A 17,820-nucleotide genomic window follows, 5' to 3' on the forward strand; every position below is an offset into this window, starting at 1 on the left:
GGCGCGCCCTCTTCCTCGACATCGCCATCCTCACGAGATCGAACATGCCTACTCTGAAATTGACCCGCCTGAGCGCCGCGCTGGGCGGCATGCTGCTGACCGCCGCCGCGCACGCGACGCCCGTCTGGATCACGCTCGGCGACCCGGCGTTCCGCCAGCTCCAGCGCATCGATGCGGGCGCCACCGCGCAATACAGCACGACCGTCGATGCCGGCAAGACGGCCGACGGCGCCGCACGCCGCGAAACCGTTCATGTCGTCGAAATCGACGATTCACGGCTCGGCGAGCTGGCCCATGCCGTCCACCACGCGCGCGGCCACGGGCCCGGCTATGTCGTGCACGACTCGTTCGACGAAGCGCGCCAGGCGCTGCAGCCGTTGCCGCCGGCGCTCGCGAAGCAGGCCGCGGCCCCCGCGTACAAGATATCGAACGCGCCGCAGATCGGCACCTGGATCCAGCAACTGCAAGCCAGCAACATCGTCGGCACGATCACGTCGCTGTCCGGTTTCACGAACCGTTACTACACGACATCGCACGGCGTCGCCGCGTCGGACTGGCTCGCGCTGCAGTGGAAGCAACTGGCGGGCTCACGCGCCGACATCACCGTCGAACAGTTCGCGCACACCGGTTTTCCGCAGAAATCCGTGATCCTGACGATTCGCGGCAACGACCCGGCCGCAGGCACCGTCGTGCTGGGCGGCCACCTCGATTCGACGGTCGGACGCACGACGGAGAACACGCGCTCGCCCGGCGCGGACGACGACGCGTCGGGGATCGCCAGCCTCACCGAAGCGCTGCGCGTGCTGCTGGCGAACAACTACCGGCCGAAGCGGACGATCAAGTTTGTCGGGTATGCGGCAGAGGAAGCCGGCCTGCTCGGCTCGAAGGCGATCGCGAAGCAGTTCCGCGCGCAGAATGCGAACGTGGTCGGCGTGCTGCAGCTCGACATGACGAACTACAAGGGCGATCCGAAGGACATCTACCTGATCACCGACTACACGAACGCATCGCAGAACACCTACCTGACAAATTTGGCGAAGACCTACCTGCCGGAACTCGGGATCGGCACGTCGCAGTGCGGGTATGCGTGCTCGGATCACGCGTCGTGGAATGCGCAAGGCTATCCGGCGTCGTTCCCGTTCGAGGCCGACCAGAACGACAGCCCGTATATCCATACCGTGAACGACACGCTGGAGAACGCCGATCGCCAGGCGAATCACGCGCTGAAGTTCGGCAAGCTGGCGCTGGCTTATGCGGTCGATCTCGGTGGCGATGGCGGGGCAGCCGCGAAACCCTGACGGCGCGCGGCCGGGAAGGAAGCGTGTGCTCGCGGTTCGCACCCGCTTCCTCGTTACTGGTGACTTCGATCAGACGACCTCGTCCAGCATCCCGTAGAGACGCATACCCGACGCCGGCGCGACCGCCGCGGACACCGGTTTGCCGAGCCGGCACCGGTACCGCGGCTCCAGCCTTTCGTGCCGCGCCGCGCGCCCGTCCGGATAGAATCGTCGTTCGACCACTCCGCCACACGCTTCCCGCCATGACCGATACCCCTCGCTCCCTCGACGATCTGTCGCCCGTCCGCGTCACGACCGCATTCGACCTGCCCGGCCACACGACCGTTCGTTCGCTCGGCGTCGCACAGGGCATCATCGTGCGCTCGCGCTCGATCGTCGGCTCGTTTGGTGCATCGCTGCAGACGATCTTCGGCGGAAACATCACGCTCTATACGTCGCTGTGCGAGAAAGCTCGCCAGCAGGCATTCGACAAGATGCTCGCGGATGCCCGCAAGCTCGGCGCGAATGCGATCGTCGCGATGCGTTACGACTCGACCGAGATCGGTTCGGGCGTGACGGAGGTCATCTGCTACGGCACGGCCGTGCGCGTGGCGCAGGACGCGTGACGCGCGTCACACGTCACGCTCGAGCGACTTCATGTTCGTGAGCTGCGGAAACAGCCGCATCCACGTGAGCGCAACGGCAATCGTCGCGGCGCCGCCGACGACGATTGCCGTCGGCGCGCCCCACCATGCGGCCGTCACGCCCGATTCGAATTCGCCGAGCTGGTTCGACGTGCCGATGAACAGCGAATTGACCGCGCTCACCCGCCCGAGCATGTCGTCGGGCGTGCGCAGCTGCACGAGCGACAGGCGCACGACCACGCTGACCACATCCGATGCGCCAAGCGCGGCCAGCGCAACGAGCGACAGCGCGAAGTGCCGCGACAACCCGAACACGATCGTCGCGATACCAAACGCGATCACGCCGCCGAACATCGCGCGGCCCGGCCGCCCTTTCAGCGGGAAACGCGTGAGCCACAGCGTGCCCGCGAGCGCGCCGACCGCGGGCGCCGCGCGCAGCGCGCCGAGCCCCCACGGGCCAACCTGCAGGATGTCGCGCGCGTAGATCGGCAGCAGCGCGGTCGCGCCGCCGAACAGCACCGCGAACAGGTCGAGCGACAGCGCGCCGAGAATCGCCGGTTCGCGCCGGATGAATGCGATCCCGGAAAACACCGAGCGCAGCGTGACCGGCTCGCGTGCGGGCGGCGCGCTGCGCAGCGGAATCGTGCCGCTCAGCACCGCGGCGATCGCGAACGCCACGACGCTCGTGCCGAACGCGAAGGGCGCACCGACACCGTAAAGCAACCCGCCGAACGCGGGACCGAGGATCTGCGCGGCCTGGTTCGCGGACGTCGACAGCGCGGTCGCGCGCGGCAGGTCGGTGCGCGGCACGACGGCCGGCAGCAGCGACGATACCGACGGCGACTCGAATGCGCGCGCCGTGCCGACGATCGCCGCGAGCGCGTACACGGCCGGCGCGGCAAGCCACCCTTGCACGGCGCCGAGCAGGAACACGCCGGCCGCCAGCGCCTCGATGCTCTGGCAGATCGTTGCGATGCGCCGGCGGTCGTAGCGGTCGGCCACCTGCCCGACGACGAGCGTCAGCGCGAACATCGGCACGAACTGCGCGAGGCCGACGAGACCGAGGGCGAACGCGCTATGCGTGAGCGCGTAGACATACCAGCCGATCGCGACCGACAGGATCTGGAAGGCCAGTGACGACATCACGCGCGTGCCCCAGAAGCGCTGGAACGGTGCGTGGCGGAACAGGTTTGCGGGTAACAGGGAGGGAGGACTGGGTTCGGGTAACGGGGTGGTCATCGGGGTCTCGGCGATCGGCGGTGCGCGCTTGCGCGACGCGTTGCCCATCGAGACACGATGTCGGCCCCGCATGAAGGGGCTATCGGCTGGACGGCGCGAACGCGGCCAAACCGCGATGATATGTCAACCGCGCAAAACCGGCCGGGCGGTCATCCGGAGCCGAAGCGAACGACGCCGGCGCGCCCGCCCCTGCAAAAAAAAAGCGCGAACCACGGTTCGCGCCAAAGAGAGACCTCGCTGAAGACGTCGCTGCCCCACACCACCCTACTCAGAACGAATGCCGCATCCCGATCCGCACGTCGGCCTGCGTCTGCGTCGTCGACGGCGTGAAGCTGTAGCCGATCACCGCATCCACGCCCTGCGACGCACGCAGGTAATCGCCGGAGATGTATACGTCGGTGCGCTTCGACAACAGGTAGTGCAGGCCGGCCGTGCCCTGGTTCCAGTGGTGGCCTTCGAAACGCGTGTGCTGGTAGCCTGCGATCAGGCTCAGCGCCGGCGTGAACTGGTACAGGCCGCCGCCTTCATACACCTGCATGTGCGACGACTGGCCGAAACCCTTGATCGTCGTGTACGAGAAGTTCGCGTCGAGCGACAGCTTGCCGATCGTGTAGCTCGTGCCGATGCCGAACGTGCCCTGGCTGTCGACGTCCATCGCGGTGTTCGCGAACAGGTCGGTGCGCGCACCGGTCGCCGGATCGACGGTGACGGTCTGCTGGCCGAGGAACGTATGCGTGCCGATCATCGCGTACGGGTCGAACGCATAGATGCCGTTCGGGTTGTTCAGGCGCGTGTACGCGGCACCGATCGAGAAGTCGCCCTTCGTGAAGCTGGCACCCGCGCTCCATGCGCTGTTGCGATGGAAGTTGCCGGCGACGTTGCCGAACGAGTACATCGCGCCGAACTTGAAGCCGCTCAGGTCGTTCGACATGAACTTCACCGAGTTCGGCAGGCGGTCGCCGTTGAAGCGGTCGAAGTCGCCCTGGTGGATCGCATAGCCGCTGCCCCACGCCGAGATGTTGTAGATCGATACCAGCTCGTTGGTGATGTCGAGCTGGTTGCCGAACGACAGCGTGCCCCAGTCGTTCTGCAGGCCGACATAAGCCTGCCGCCCGAACTCCGACCCGCCGAAGCCGAGCTGCCCGTTGCCGAGGTGGAAACCGCTCTCGAGCGTGAACACGGCTTTCAGGCCGCCGCCGAGATCTTCCGTGCCTTTCAGGCCGAAGCGGTTCCCGTATGCGACACCGTCGTCGAACTTGACGACATGCGAGCCGCCCGTGTTGTTCACGTAAGTGATGCCCGCGTCGAGAATCCCGTACAGCGTCACGCTGCTCTGCGCATGCCCGATGGCGGGAATGCAGGCCGCGCATGCAAGCGCGGCAGCCACGGCAACTTTCTTTTGCTTCATTGTCGACCACCCTCCCTGAACCGTTCTATGGAAAGAATCTCGTCCCGGCGCGCGCCGCGATGCGCCGGTGGATTCGAATTCAGTACGCCCGATGGCTTCGGCATTTCGTTTTGCGCAATAACGCAGCCATTGGCGAAAAATACAAACCCATATTTCCGGTCACCCGTCTGAAGGCGACACTAAATGGTCACGATGCGACCGGTCGGGAAAACACGTAGACGGGCGGCACGGCAAAACCGGCCGCCCGGACGCCAGGGTCATTGGCCGCCGAGGGCCGCGCGCACGGCCGGCAGGCCCGGTGCGCCGGCTGCCGTCGTCACGCCGTCCAGCCAGCCGGCGACCAGCGTCGGATCGGCCTTCAGCGCATGCTGCGCGGCGAGCGCGGGCGACGTCTTGTGGTCGAGCATGTCGGCGATCATCCGGTTCTCGACGTCGACGGAGAACGTCATCTGGCGGAACAGCCGCGCGAGGTTCGCGCACTGGCCGGCGAACCCCGCACGCGTGACCGTATTGACCGTCGCGCCGCCGTAGTTCGGGCCGAAATACGCATCGCCGCCGGACAGGTAGGTCAGGTGGAACTTCGTGTTCATCAGATGCGGCTCCCACGCGAGAAACACGATCCAGCGCTTGTCGCGCACGGCGCGCTCGACCTGCGTGAGCATGCCCGTCTCGCTCGATTCGACGAGCGACCAGTTCGCCTGGCCGAGCGCGTGGTCGGACAGCATCCGCTTGATGTTCTGGTTCGCGGGCGCGCCGGGCTCGATGCCGTAGATCTTGCCGCCGAAGCGGTCCGCGTAGCGCGCGAGATCGGCGAACGTATGCACGCCGGCGGCCGCCACATAGTCGGGCACCGCGAGCGTGAACTTCGCGCCGCTCAGGTTCGCGTGCAGCACGTCGATCGACTTCTCGTCGACGAACGGCTTCACGAGCGGCGCCTGCGCGGGCATCCAGTTGCCGAGGAACACGTCGACCTGCCCTTTCTTGAGCCCCTGGTACGTGATCGGCACCGACAGGTTCGCCACGTCCTGCCGGTAGCCGAGCGCCTTCAGCACGACGCCCGCCATCGCGTTCGTCGCGTCGATGTCGGTCCAGCCGGGCGCCGCCATCTTCACGTCGCTGCATGTCTGCGGGTCGGCCGCGTGCGCGGCCTGCGCCGTCATCAGGCACGCGGCCGCGGCGAGCGCCGCGCCGATCCGGATTGCTGCATTGCATTGCCGTTCCATCGTCCGCTTCCTCCGTCGTTCGTCAATGTTCGCGATGCGGGACGCTCAGCGCCCGACACGCGGAAAACGCGCCATCGCCTCGAGCGTGTCGAGTTCGATGTGATTGCGCATGTAACGCTGGCTCGCGTCCGTGAACGGCTGCCAGTCCCACGCCTGGATGCGGCCCTGTGTCGTCGCCGCGTAATGGAAGCGCCGGCGCCGCTGGCTCGCGCGCACCTGCCGGTCCAGCTCGGGCAGGTTCCAGCGCTGCGCGGCTTGCGCACGGAACGCCGCGAGCACGTCGGCGGCTTCCGGCGCGCCGGCCAGGTTCGTCAGCTCGCGCGGGTCGTCCGCCAGGTTGTAGAGCTGGTCGGGATCGGCCGGGCAATGCACGTACTTCCAGTCGCCGCTACGGATCATCACGACCGGCGCGAGCGCGCCTTCCGCGAGGTATTCGCCGAGCGCGACGTCGTGCGCGGGCGTGCCGTGCAGGTGCGGCACGAGGCTCGCGCCATCGACCGGATCGGGCCAGCCACCAGCGGGCGCGACGCCGGCCAGGTCGACGAGCGTCGGCAGCAGGTCGACGTGCGACACGGGCCCGCGCACGCGCGCGGCGTCGAAGCGGCCCGGCGCATGGACGATCAGCGGCACGCGGCAGCCGCCTTCGAAGAACGTCATCTTGTACCAGAGCCCGCGCTCGCCGAGCATGTCGCCGTGGTCGGACGTGACGATCACGATCGTGTCGTCGGCGAACCCGCACTGTTCGAGCGCGGCCAGCACGCTGCCGAACTGCGTATCGACGTAGGACGTCGCGCCGTAATACGCGCGGCGTGCGGCGCGGATCTGCGCGTCGGTCGGCGGCGTGCGGTCGTTCTCGCAGACGAAGCGCAGCCGCTGCGAATGCGGGTCGCTGTCCGCCGCGCCGAGCCGCACGGCCGGCATGTCGATTTCTTCGTCGCTGTAGCGATCCCAGTATTCGCGCGTGATCGCATACGGATCGTGCGGATGGGTCAGCGACACGACCATGCAGAACGGCCGCGCGTCGTGTCCGGCCGCGCGTTCGCGCGCGACGTCGTACAGCTTCTGCTTCGCGGTGAACGTGACCTCGTCGTCGAAATCGAGCTGGTTCGTGCGCACGCACGGGCCCGCCTCCAGCACCGAACTCATGTTGTGATACCAGCTCGGCCGCTCGGTCGGGCTGTCCCAGTCGGGCACCCAGCCGAAATCGGCCGGATAGATGTCGGTCGTGAGCCGCTCCTCGAAACCGTGCAACTGGTCGGGGCCGCAGAAATGCATCTTGCCGGACAGCATCGTCCGGTAGCCGCCCGCGCGCAGGTAGTGCGCGAACGTCAGCGTTTGCGCCGGCAATTCGGCGGCGTTATCGTAGGCGCCGATCCCCGACGGCAGCTTGCCGGTCAGCAGCGAGAAACGCGACGGCGCGCACAGCGGGCTCGCGCAGTACGCGGCGTCGAACACCACGCCTTGCGCGGCGAGCCGGTCTAGCGTCGGCGTGCGCGCGACGCGGTTGCCGTAAGCCGGCAACGCGAACGGCGTGAGCTGGTCGGCCATCAAGATCAGGATGTTGGGTGTCGGGTTCGTCATCGGCGGTCGTGGGGAAAACGGTGTTCGAATGGAACGGCGCGCCGCTCGGGCAGCGAGACGTCCGGCATGACGGAGGCGGCCCGAAGAAAGTGCCGCGCGTGCGGGCCGCACTGGCTAGAATCGCGGAATGCCTTCGCGGCGGCCGTGAAGCAGGCCATGAAGCGGGCCATGAAGCGCGTGTGCCGTACCGTCCGGTGCACTATCGCCCGCCCGAATTCGCGCGGGAAGGCGTCCGGCCCTTATGGGGCCATTAGAAGGACTTATGTCGAAACCCGAACCGTTACCGTCGATGCAGGCACTGCGCGCGTTCGAATCGGCCGCCCGGCTCGCGAGCTTTACGGCCGCCGCGCGCGAGCTCGGCTCGACGCAGCCGGCCGTGAGCCAGCAGGTGTTCCAGCTCGAGGCCGAGCTCGGCGTGCCGCTGTTCGAGCGCAGCCCGCGCGGCGTCACGCTGACGGCCGACGGCCAGTGCCTGTACGAAGCCGTGCGGCTGAGCCTCGACACGCTGCGCGGCGCCACCGCGACGCTGCGCGCGCGCCGCGAGCACGGCGCGCTCACGATCGTCACCGACTTCGGCTTCGCGACCTACTGGCTGATGCCGCGCCTGGCCGGCCTGAAGCGCGTGATGCCGGATGTCGACGTGCGCGTCGTCACGTCACAGGATTACGACGCACAGCGCGACCACGGCGACATCGCGATCCTGTTCGGCGACGGCCACTGGCCGTCGTGCACGGCCGCGCGGCTCTTTCCGGAATCGGTCACGCCCGTGTGTTCGCCCGCGTTCCGCGACGCGCATCCGCATGTCGGACGGGCCGACCACCTGCTCGCGCTGCCGCTGCTGCATGTGCAGCCGACGCAACCCGAGCGCTGGCTGTCATGGTCCGGCTGGTTCGACGCGCACGGCCTCGATACACCGGCCGCCGCGCGCGGCGTGACCTTCAACAGCTATGCGCTCGTGATCCACGCGGCGCTGCTCGGCGAAGGCGTCGCGCTCGGCTGGTCGCCGCTCGTCGACGAGCTGGTCGCGTCCGGCCAGCTCGTGAAGCTCGTCGACGCGCCCGTCGTCACGTCGCGCGGCTACTTCCTGGTGCGGCCGCCGCAGCGGCCCGAGCCGGACGCGACCCACGTGTTCCGGCGCTGGCTGCTCGACGCGTGCGCGAGCGCGTGACGGGCCCGGCCCGCCCCCGCGCGCTGGCGCGCCGATACCAGCCACACGGCGCGTTGGTTCTATCCTCCCCAAAATCGTCCTGATTTACTTGAGCCTCCCGCTACCCGCGCGGTGCGGCGCTGTCGTGCGCCGCCGCACGGCCGTGCGCCCCATGCCATCCGAGGAGCCTCATGACCGCCGAGCACCGCCCCGATCAATTCGTCCTGACACTGTCGTGCCCGAGCGCGGCCGGTCAGGTCGCCGCCGTCGTCGGCTTTCTCGATCGCCATCGCTGCTATGTCGATGCGCTGAACGTGTTCGACGACGATCTCAGCAACCGCTTCTTCGTGCGCTGCGTCTTTCATCCGACGGATGAGACGCTGCAGATCGACGCGCTGCGCCAGGAATTCGCGCCGATCGCGGCCGGCCTCGGCGGCCAGGATGGCGACATGCAATGGGCGATCCACGACGTGAACGCGCGGCCGAAGGTGCTGATCATGGTGTCGAAGCTCGAGCACTGCCTCGCGGACCTGCTGTTCCGCTGGCGGATGGGCGAGCTGAAGATGGACATCGTCGGCATCGTGTCGAACCACCCCGATTTCGAGCCGCTCGCCGCGCAGCACGGGCTGCCGTTCCGGCACTTCCCGATCACGGCCGACACCAAGGCGCAGCAGGAAGCGCAGTGGCTCGACTTCTTCGAATCGAGCGGCGCCGAGCTCGTGATCCTTGCGCGCTACATGCAGGTGCTGTCGCAGGAGACGAGCGCGAAGCTCGCGAACCGCGCGATCAACATCCATCATTCGTTCCTGCCCGGCTTCAAGGGCGCGAAACCGTACCACCAGGCGCATGCGCGCGGCGTGAAGCTGATCGGCGCGACCGCGCACTTCGTCACCGACGATCTCGACGAAGGCCCGATCATCGAGCAGGTCGTCGAGCGCGTCGATCATGCGCTGCGTCCCGAGCAACTGCTCGCGGTGGGGCGCGACGTCGAATCCATCACGCTTGCGCGCGCGGTGAAGGCGTTCATCGAGCGGCGGGTGTTCTTGAACGGGGACCGGACGGTGGTGTTTTCGTAACGGTCGAACGGGGGCCCGGCAAGCCATGCAGCCAATGCAGGCCGAGCCGCTCCCCCGTCAGCCGTTATCGACGCTGAAATCCGCGCGGACGCTGCGCGATAACACCGTATCGACATTGACGAGATCGTTGCCGTCCAACTTCGCGCACAATGCCGCGTCGTCTATCCCGTAACCGCGCCATCGCGCGGTCAGCCGCTCGACGAGCGTCGCGCGCGGCACATCGAGCATCGCGGTGACGTCGAACGACGGCCGCAACGCATCCCACGGCGTGTCGTCGAGCAGCAGGTAGTTACCTTCCACCAGAATCAGGCGGGCCGAGGCCGGCACGACGTCCGCACCGGCCCGCGCAATCTCCAGCGACCGGTCGAACACGGGCACCGCGATCTCCCGGCCGTCGTCCGCGCGCAATCGCGCCAGCAGCGCCGCGAGGCCGTCGACGTCGAACGTATGCGGCGCGCCCTTGCGTGCGCGATCGCCACGCACACCCAGCACCCGATCGTCGTAATGGAAGCCATCCATCGCGACGACGGCCGCGAGCCCGGGCGCATCTTCGTCGATGCGCGCACGCAGCCGCTCCACGAACGTACTCTTGCCGGCGCCCGGTGCGCCGGCGATCGCGACCACGCGCCGCGCCGCCCGCTGCGTACGGAGCAGGTGCGCGGCCAGTTCCGCACAATCGACGCGGCACCCCGCCATCGCCGCGCCGCTCACGGCAGCCGGCTCCGTTCGGCCTGCTTCAGCGCCTCGTGCGCGGACTTGAGCTGTACGCGCATGAACGCGAGCGCGTGCGCCGCGAGATCGTGGCTGTCTTCCCACAGGTTGCGCCAGATGGCGAGAATGCCTTCGAGCGGCTGGCCGACGACGCGCGACGAAAAACTCTCGAACGCGATCGGCCCCGTATAGCCGCTGAACACCAGCGCGCGGAACACCGCCGTGAAATCGACGTTGCCCGAGCCCAGATAACCGCGATGCGAATCGCCGATGTGCACGTAGCCGAGATGCTCGCCCGTGTCGCGGATCGCCGACGTCACGTCCGACTCCTCGATATGCATGTGGTACGTGTCGAGATGCACCTTCACGTTCGGCCGGCCGATGCGCCGGCACAGCTCGACGCCCTGCGACGCGGTATTGAGCACGTTCGACTCGTAGCGATTGACGACCTCGAGCCCGAGCGCGACGCCGCTTTGCGCGGCCGTCTCGGCCACTTGCGCGAGGATGTCGGCGGACATCGCGACACCGTCGGCCGTTGTCGGCGTGAAATTCTTCTGGAACGCCGAATACAGGATCCCGCACATGTGCTTCGCGCCGCAGTCGCGCGCGACGCGCAGCGCGGCCTCGAGCTTTTGCTTGCCGCGCGCGGCTTTCTGCGCATCGCCGCTCGAAATGTCGGAGTCCGCATCGAGCCCGAGCGAAAACGTGATGCCGAGGCCGTTTCGTTCGAGTTCGCGCCGCGTGAAAGCCGTGTCGATCGAATCGGGATCGAGTGCGGGCACCTCGATGAAATCGAAGCCCGTCTCGGCCGTGCTCGCGATCGCGCGCGCGCACGCTTCGCGGCTCCAGCCGGCCTCCCAGACCAGCGCATGTACACCGAGCTTGTTCATTTCGTCTCCTTCCGTTGAGCGTGTTCGAGGCCGCCGCGCGTGGCCGTTGCCGTGCGCTCGCGGTGACGGGGTCGCGACGCGCGTTGCGCCCATGCCCAGCGCACGAGCATCACCGCGAGCAGGAAAGCCCCCCACAGCGCGGTCGCGAGATGCTGGCTCGCGCCGAGCAGGTTGAGGCCCGACGCGATCACCTGCAGGATCACGAGCGCGATCACGACCGGCACGACGCGACCGAAGCCGCCGAACGGATCGACGCGTCCAAGGAAGCAGGCGAGCACCGAGATCAGCAGGAACGCTTCGCCATGACCGACGCGCACCGAGTTGAAGCGCGACAGCATCACGACACCAGCCACGCCACACATCAAGCCCGACAGCATGTAGATGCGCGTGATCGCACGCGTGGTCGAGATGCCCGAGTAGCGCGTCGCCTCGACGTTCGAGCCGATCATCCGCGTGACGAAGCCAAGCCGCGAATACGTCATCGCCACGTGCCACAGCAGCGCGCAGCCCGCGAAGATCCATAGCGGAACCGGCACGCCGAGCCACAGTCCGTTGCCCATCGCGCGCACCACCGGCGGAAACCCGGAAATGTCGCCGCCGCGCGTCACGAATTCGCCGAGGCCGCGCAGGAAGATCATCGCCGACAGCGACACGAGGATCGGGCTCGCGCCCGTATGGGCAATCACGGCGCCGATCAGCCAGCCAGCCGCGGCCCCGGTCGCGAGCGCCGCCGCGATGCCGAGCGCGACCGCCGCGAGGCTGGCCTCCGGGCCGCCGTGCGACTGGATCACCCACGCCATCGCGAGCCCCGCGATGTTTGCGGTGAACGTGACGGCCAGATTGAAGCCGCCGGAAACCAGCGGCATCAGCATCGCGAGCGTGAACAGCCCGAGTTCGGGAAGCTGGAACGCGATCGACACGAACGTGCCGCCCGTGAGGAAGTGGTCCGATGCGACACTCATCGCCGCCACGACACAGGCGAAGAAGCCGAGCAGGCCGGCCACGTCGGCCGGCACGGACAACGCCGGGAAATGTCGGGAATCCGCATGTTTCATGATCTAGCCCTCGCGCGTGACGACAGGAAGCGCGAGCCGACCAGCCGGGCGACGCCGTCGCTCGATACGGTGATCGCGACCAGGATGACCGCGCCGACGATCATCTTGAATGCATACGGCGACACGCCGAGCAGGTTGAGCCCGTTCGCGGTGATCGACACGAGCAGGATGCCGAGGATCGCCCCGAGCACCGTGCCGCGCCCGCCGCCGAGCCGAGCGCCACCGAGCACGACGGCCGCGAGCACGTCCAGCTCGCGGCCGTACAGCGCGTTCGGCACGACCTCCTGCACGTAGTGCGCCTGCATCAATCCGGCGATGCCGGCCATCATCCCGAGCCAGCCGTACGCGACGTAATGCATCGTCGCGAGATCGATGCCGACGCGCCGCGCGGCTTCCGGGTTGTCGCCGGTCGCATAGAGCTGGCGGCCGAGCGTCGTGCGGCGCAGCAGGAACCACGTCGCGACGACGGACGCCGCCATCACCGCGACCGGCAGCGCGAGCGACGCGACGCCGCTCGGCGTATCGACCTGCACGAGCGTGACGCGATTCATCCACCAGTCTGGCAAGTCGTAGATCGATACGCCGCCCGTCGCGAACATCAGCCCGCCGAAGAACAGGTTGAAGGTCGCGATCGTTGCGACGATCGACACGATACGGAACCGGTAGATGAGCGTCGCGTTCACCGAGCCGAGCAGGATGCCGAATCCGGCCGCGACCGCGAAGCCGAGCGCCCAGTTGCCGCCGCCGAGCCGCATCACCGTCAGCGCGGTGAGGTACTGCACCACCGACGCGCCGACCGCGAACGAAATGTCGATGCCGCCCGCGATCAGCACGATCAGCAGCCCGACCGCGAAGATGATGTTGACCGAACTCTGGTTGAGCAGGTCGAACAGGTTCGACAGCGTCAGGAAGGTCGGCGTCGCGATGCCGAGGCCGGCCGCCATCGCGACGATCACGGCGAGCAGCCACGCTTCGGTCGCGCCGATGCCGAATGATCGCGGGTTACACATGAACGTCTCGCTCGATGTAGTCGATCGGCGTGCCGCCCGGCACGTACTCGGCGACGATGCGGCCGTCGCGCATGTGCAGGATGCGGTCCGCGTTGAAGTAGACCTCGGGAATCTCGTCGGAAATCAGCAGGATCGCCATGCCTTGCGCCGCGAGCTGCCGAACGATCGCGAAGATGCCAGCGCGCGCGCCGACGTCGACGCCGACCGTCGGCGAATCGAGGATCAGCAGCTTCGGCCGCGTGGCAAGCCATTTCGCGAGCACGATGCGCTGCTGGTTGCCGCCCGACAGCGTCGACACCGCATCGTCGGGGTTGCCTATCTTGACCGCCAGACGCTCGATCCAGTCGCGGATCAGACCGTCGCGCCGGCGCGGCGAGATCAGCCGCGCCGCGCCGAGCAGGCGGTCGAGCACCGCGATCGCGGTGTTGTCGCCGATCGACTGCGGCTGCACCAGCCCCAGTTGCAGGCGATCCTCCGACACATAGGCGATGCCGGCGCGAATCGCGTCGCGATTGGAGCGCAGCGACAGTGGCCGACCGTCGAACGCGATCGTGCCCGCATCCGGCCGCGTCATTCCGAACAGCGACAGCGCGAGTTCGGTGCGCCCGGCGCCGAGCCGCCCCGTCACGCCGAGGACCTCGCCGCACCGCACGTCGAATGACACCTCATCGTACTCGCCGCGCCGCGACAGCCCCTCGACCCGCAGCATCACGGGCGCGCTCGACAGGTCGGTCGTGCGCACCGCGTAATCGAAGGTGCGTCCCGTCATCAGTTCGGTGAGCCGCGTCTGCGTCATCCCGGCCGTCGGGAACGTCCCGACATACCGGCCGTCGCGTATCACCGTCACGCGGGCGCACACGTCGAGTACTTCCGCGAGCCGATGGCTGACGAACACCACCGCAATGCCGTCGGCCGACAGGCGGCGCACGATCGCGAGCAGCGCTTGCGTCTCGGCGTGACTGAGCGACGCGGTCGGCTCGTCCATGAACACGAGGCGCGCATCGGCCACGAGCGCACGCGCGATCGCCACCACTTGCCGCTGCGCAATCGTGAGCGTGCGCACCGGCCGGCCGAGATCGAGCGCGACACCGAGCCGCGCGAGAATCTGCCGCGCGGCCACGTTCATTCGCCCGTAGTCGACCAGCCGCGGACGCGCACCGAGGTTCTGCTCGAACGCGATGTTCTCGGCGACCGTCATCTCGGGAAACAGCGCGAGGTCCTGCCAGATCACCTGAATGCCGAGCGCGCGCGCCCGCGCCGGATCGAGATCGACGGCCGGCTTGCCATCGAAGCGGATCACCGCGCCGGGTTCCGGACGATGGACGCCGCTCACGATCTTGATCAGCGTGCTCTTGCCGCAGCCGTTCTCGCCGGCCAGGCACAGCACCTCGCCCGGCATCACGTCGAAGCGCACCTGCTGCAGCGCCTGCACGCCGCCGAACGTCTTCGACACGTTGTCGAGCTCAAGCAGCGGCGCGCCGGCCGCGCGCGCGGCCAACGGCTCGGCCGACCGGCCGGACGCCGCGGCTTCTCGGGAATGGGCAGACATCATCGCTACGCTCCGGTGCGGCCTGCTATCGAACATCGGGAGATTCGGACGACTGAATCGCATGCGCATCGCGCCAGCGCGGACTGCTCACAGCCCCTGCTTCGCGAGATCGTCGACGGTTTTCGCGTTCAGCTCGACGAGCTGGTTCACGATCAGGTTGTGTCCGTCCGGATGCACGACGCCGAGACCCGGAATCGTCATGCCGTCCTTCACCGGCTGCCCTTTCGCAAGCATCGTGCCGAGCGTCACGAACACCTCGCCGGCCTGCTCGGGGTTCCACATGTAGCCGCCGCTCAGCACACCTTCGTGCACGAGTCGCCGGCCTTGCCCCGGAGAAAACGGCCCGAGCACGACCACCTTGCCCTTGGCCTGCCGCTCGGCGACCGCGCGCGCGGCGCCGATCGGCCCCTGGCTACCGAACGCCAGGATCGCCTTCAGGTTCGGGTGTGCGCGCATCAGGTCGAGCGCGGTCTTGCGCGAAGCATCCACATCCTCGGCCACACCGTAGCGATCGCCGACGAGCTTCATGTCCGGATAGTTGGCCTTCAGATACGCGATCGCGGCATCGGCCCAGGCGTTGTGCAGCGGTACCGTCAGCGAGCCGACGAACACTGCGTACTCGCCCTTGCCGCCTACCGCCGCGGCGAGTTTCTTCGCATACGCTTCGCCGAATCCCTTCGCTGACGCGAGCTCGAAATTCCAGTCGGTGTTCTTCTGCTTCGGCGATTCGTGCGTGATGACCTTGATGCCCGCAGCCCGTGCACGCTGCAACACCGGCTCGAGCACCTCGGCATCGTTCGGCACCACACCGATCACGTCGACCTTCTGCGCGATCAGGTCCTCGATCGCGCGCACCTGCAGCGCCGGATCCGCGCTGGTCGGCCCGACCATGAACGCCTTCACGCCGAGTTGATCGGCGCGCTTCCTGATGCCTGCGTCCATCGCGTTGAACCACGGGATGCCGCCGATCTTCACGACGACGCCGATCACCGGCTTGTCCGGCGATGCCGATGCGATGCCTGTTGCGAGCGTGAACGCGACCACGCCCGCGCACACCGTGCGCAAGAAATTCACTGACATGTCTCCTCCATCCAGGAAGGCGACCGTCGCCGGGCATTGTGGACGCCGGCATGGCGGTCAGTTGCTAAATCCATTCAGCAAACCGTTTCGTGTATGCTGGATCCATTTAGCTCGGACGGGAAGCAGGGGGAAACCCTAATAGGGAACCGCGCACCGAAGCGCATACCGTCGGCATGGGACAAAAAACAGACTCGACGGGAGAAACGACGCAGATGGCCCGCACCAACCCCGGACGCAAGTCCACGATTTACGACATAGCAAAGGCGACCGGCTCATCGACGTCCACGGTCAGCATGGTGCTGAACGGCACCTGGGCGCGCTACCGGATCAGCGAGGAGACGGCCACGCGCGTTCTCGACAGCGCCAAGGCGCTCGGCTACAACGTGAACCTGAGCGCGCGCGGCCTGCGCCTGTCGCGCTCGGGGCTGGCGGGAATGGTTATCCCGCACTACCGCAACCGCTTCTTCGCGGGGCTCGCCGAAACCTTCGAGGACGAGGCGCGCCGGCGCGGCCTGTGCCCGATCGTCGTCGGCACGCAGCGTAATCAGGATGTCGAACTGAATGTCGCACAGACGCTGCTCGCGCAGCGCGTCGAACTGCTGTTCATCGCCGGCGTGCGCGATCCGGCACCGCTCAATGCGCTGTGCGACGCGGCCGGCATCCCGTCGATCAACGTCGACCTGCCGGGAGAAGGTGCGCCGTCGGTCGTGTCGGACAACCGGGCGGGCGCGCGGGCACTGACCGACGTGCTGATCGACAAGATGATCGCGCGCGGCAATGCACCCGACGAACTGATCCTGCTCGGCGGCATCGCCGGCGAATATGCGACCGAGATGCGGATTGCGGGCTTTCACGACGCGTTCGCCGCGCGCGGCCTGCCGCCGCCGCCACGCGACGCGATCGAGCGCTGCGGCTACGCGCCGGCCGCCGCACGCGAGGCGCTCGCGCGGCGCTACGACACGCTCGGCCGGCTGCCGACCGGCATGCTCACGAATTCGATCACCTCGTTCGAAGGGCTCGTGCGCTTCGCATCGGAACTGCCGTGGGACATCTGGCAGCGCACGGCCGTCGGCTGCTTCGACTGGGACCCGTTCGCCGCACGCCTGCCGTTCGACGTCACGATGCTGCGGCAGGACGTGCAGCGGCTGATCGCCGAAGCATTCGCCCTGCTCGATACCAGCGACGCCAGAAGCAGCACACCGCATCCGGTCGTGATGGTGCCGACGCGCTTCATGCGCACGCCCGACGACGACATGCGCGCCAGCGACGAAGAACCGGCCGGTTGATCGCGCACGCGGCACGAAAAAAGCCCAGCCGGTCGCGAGACCAGCCGGGCTTTCGTCGTGTTGGGCAACCTCGCATCGCTTTGCCGGGACCGTGTGCGGTATCCGTTCCCGGCAAGCGACGCGTCAGATGCTCACTTCACCCACGCGAAGTAATACGACAACCAAATCGTCAGCCCCGCGCCGATCAACGCCGCATAAGGCATCAGGTTCAGCCACATCGCGCGCTTCGGCACTTCGAGCTCCATGTCGCGCTGCATCTGCTCCGGGAACCGGCCGCGATCCTGCCAGTAGTGGCGGAACACGAATACCGGCACGATCAGCAGCATCGCGGTCAGCCCGTTGCGCAGCGTGCCTTCGCCCTGCAGGTTCGCACCGGCGCCGACATAGACGAGGTTCGCGTAGCCGCAGATCGCGCCGGCGACCAGCAGCCACGTCGGGCAGCGGAACGGCCGATCCCAGTTGCCGCGATCCATCCGGTGGATCCAGCCCGACTGAAGATTCAGGAATACGAACAGCATGTAGCAGACGTTCGAGATCGACAGCACCGTCATGTAGTCCGACATCATCAGCAACACGAGGTTGAAGCCGAGATCGGTCCACATCGCGCGCGTGGGCGAGCCGTGCTCGTTCACGTGCGACAGGTA

16 protein-coding genes are annotated in these 17,820 nt (G+C 67.6%); 5 read left to right on the top strand and 11 right to left on the bottom strand.

All coding sequences use genetic code 11. From position 1 onward, the window contains the following. Positions 1-44: 44 nt before the first annotated feature. Both BFF94_RS12740 and BFF94_RS12745 read left to right on the top strand, forming a co-directional pair. Positions 45-1,298 carry a M20/M25/M40 family metallo-hydrolase gene (locus BFF94_RS12740; RefSeq protein WP_128843568.1) on the top strand — a complete coding sequence of 418 codons (1,254 nt, stop codon included), beginning with the start codon at positions 45-47 and terminating at the stop codon, positions 1,296-1,298. Positions 1,299-1,540: 242 nt separating this feature from the next. Then, entirely contained in the window at positions 1,541-1,903 is a 363-nt protein-coding gene (locus BFF94_RS12745) for a YbjQ family protein (protein WP_128843569.1), read from the top strand. 6 nt (positions 1,904-1,909) lie between these two features. Here BFF94_RS12745 and BFF94_RS12750 read toward each other — a convergent pair whose 3' ends face one another. From BFF94_RS12750 to betC, 4 genes are all read right to left on the bottom strand, one after another. After that, entirely contained in the window at positions 1,910-3,160 is a 1,251-nt protein-coding gene (locus BFF94_RS12750; protein ID WP_219139401.1) for an MFS transporter, read from the bottom strand. A 268-nt stretch (positions 3,161-3,428) separates the two neighbouring features. Beyond that, positions 3,429-4,568, bottom strand: a complete 1,140-nt coding sequence (locus BFF94_RS12755) for a porin (RefSeq protein ID WP_128841287.1) — start codon at positions 4,566-4,568, stop codon at positions 3,429-3,431. Positions 4,569-4,825: 257 nt separating this feature from the next. Continuing rightward, on the bottom strand, positions 4,826-5,791 hold the full coding sequence (gene choX / locus BFF94_RS12760; protein ID WP_219139402.1) for a choline ABC transporter substrate-binding protein: 966 nt from the start codon (positions 5,789-5,791) through the stop codon (positions 4,826-4,828). Positions 5,792-5,836: 45 nt separating this feature from the next. Further along, the gene (gene betC / locus BFF94_RS12765; RefSeq protein WP_219139403.1) at positions 5,837-7,372 is read right to left on the bottom strand and encodes a choline-sulfatase; all 1,536 of its coding nucleotides are present in this window, start codon (positions 7,370-7,372) and stop codon (positions 5,837-5,839) included. 262 nt (positions 7,373-7,634) lie between these two features. On the opposite strand from betC, the gene BFF94_RS12770 reads away from it, so the two are divergent. Beyond that, a complete protein-coding gene (locus BFF94_RS12770; protein WP_219139404.1) occupies positions 7,635-8,540 on the top strand; it encodes a choline sulfate utilization transcriptional regulator in 906 nt (301 codons plus the stop codon). Between the two features lie 170 nt (positions 8,541-8,710). Continuing rightward, a complete protein-coding gene (purU, locus tag BFF94_RS12775; RefSeq protein WP_128841284.1) occupies positions 8,711-9,595 on the top strand; it encodes a formyltetrahydrofolate deformylase in 885 nt (294 codons plus the stop codon). 57 nt (positions 9,596-9,652) lie between these two features. Here the strand turns inward: purU and BFF94_RS12780 are convergent, their stop codons facing one another. The 6 genes from BFF94_RS12780 to BFF94_RS12805 all read right to left on the bottom strand — a co-directional run bounded on the left by BFF94_RS12780 (position 9,653) and on the right by BFF94_RS12805 (position 15,890). Next, positions 9,653-10,306 (bottom strand): nucleoside/nucleotide kinase family protein, encoded by a 654-nt coding sequence (locus BFF94_RS12780; RefSeq protein WP_246637288.1) that lies wholly within the window; start codon positions 10,304-10,306, stop codon positions 9,653-9,655. Next, positions 10,303-11,196, bottom strand: coding sequence for a sugar phosphate isomerase/epimerase family protein (locus BFF94_RS12785; RefSeq protein WP_128841283.1), 894 nt, complete (start codon positions 11,194-11,196; stop codon positions 10,303-10,305). The genes BFF94_RS12780 and BFF94_RS12785 overlap by 4 nt, the downstream gene beginning before the upstream one ends. After that, positions 11,193-12,251 (bottom strand): ABC transporter permease, encoded by a 1,059-nt coding sequence (locus tag BFF94_RS12790; RefSeq protein WP_219139405.1) that lies wholly within the window; start codon positions 12,249-12,251, stop codon positions 11,193-11,195. Before BFF94_RS12790 ends, BFF94_RS12785 begins: the two co-directional genes overlap by 4 nt. Then, positions 12,248-13,261, bottom strand: coding sequence for an ABC transporter permease (locus BFF94_RS12795; protein WP_128841282.1), 1,014 nt, complete (start codon positions 13,259-13,261; stop codon positions 12,248-12,250). The genes BFF94_RS12790 and BFF94_RS12795 overlap by 4 nt, the downstream gene beginning before the upstream one ends. Further along, positions 13,254-14,813 carry a sugar ABC transporter ATP-binding protein gene (locus BFF94_RS12800; protein ID WP_128841281.1) on the bottom strand — a complete coding sequence of 520 codons (1,560 nt, stop codon included), beginning with the start codon at positions 14,811-14,813 and terminating at the stop codon, positions 13,254-13,256. The genes BFF94_RS12795 and BFF94_RS12800 overlap by 8 nt, the downstream gene beginning before the upstream one ends. A gap of 84 nt (positions 14,814-14,897) precedes the next feature. Next, positions 14,898-15,890: a substrate-binding domain-containing protein gene (locus BFF94_RS12805; RefSeq protein ID WP_128841280.1), complete on the bottom strand. Its 993-nt coding sequence runs from the start codon at positions 15,888-15,890 to the stop codon at positions 14,898-14,900. Between the two features lie 212 nt (positions 15,891-16,102). Between BFF94_RS12805 and BFF94_RS12810 the strand changes: the two genes are divergently transcribed. Continuing rightward, complete coding sequence (locus tag BFF94_RS12810) at positions 16,103-17,176, top strand: substrate-binding domain-containing protein (protein WP_219139406.1); 1,074 nt, start codon at positions 16,103-16,105, stop codon at positions 17,174-17,176. A gap of 131 nt (positions 17,177-17,307) precedes the next feature. Here BFF94_RS12810 and BFF94_RS12815 read toward each other — a convergent pair. Then, positions 17,308-17,820: amino acid permease (locus BFF94_RS12815; RefSeq protein WP_219139407.1), on the bottom strand; the 513-nt coding region annotated here is incomplete at its 5' end.

The sequence above is a fragment of the Burkholderia catarinensis genome (genome assembly GCF_001883705.2).
GTDB lineage: Bacteria > Pseudomonadota > Gammaproteobacteria > Burkholderiales > Burkholderiaceae > Burkholderia > Burkholderia catarinensis.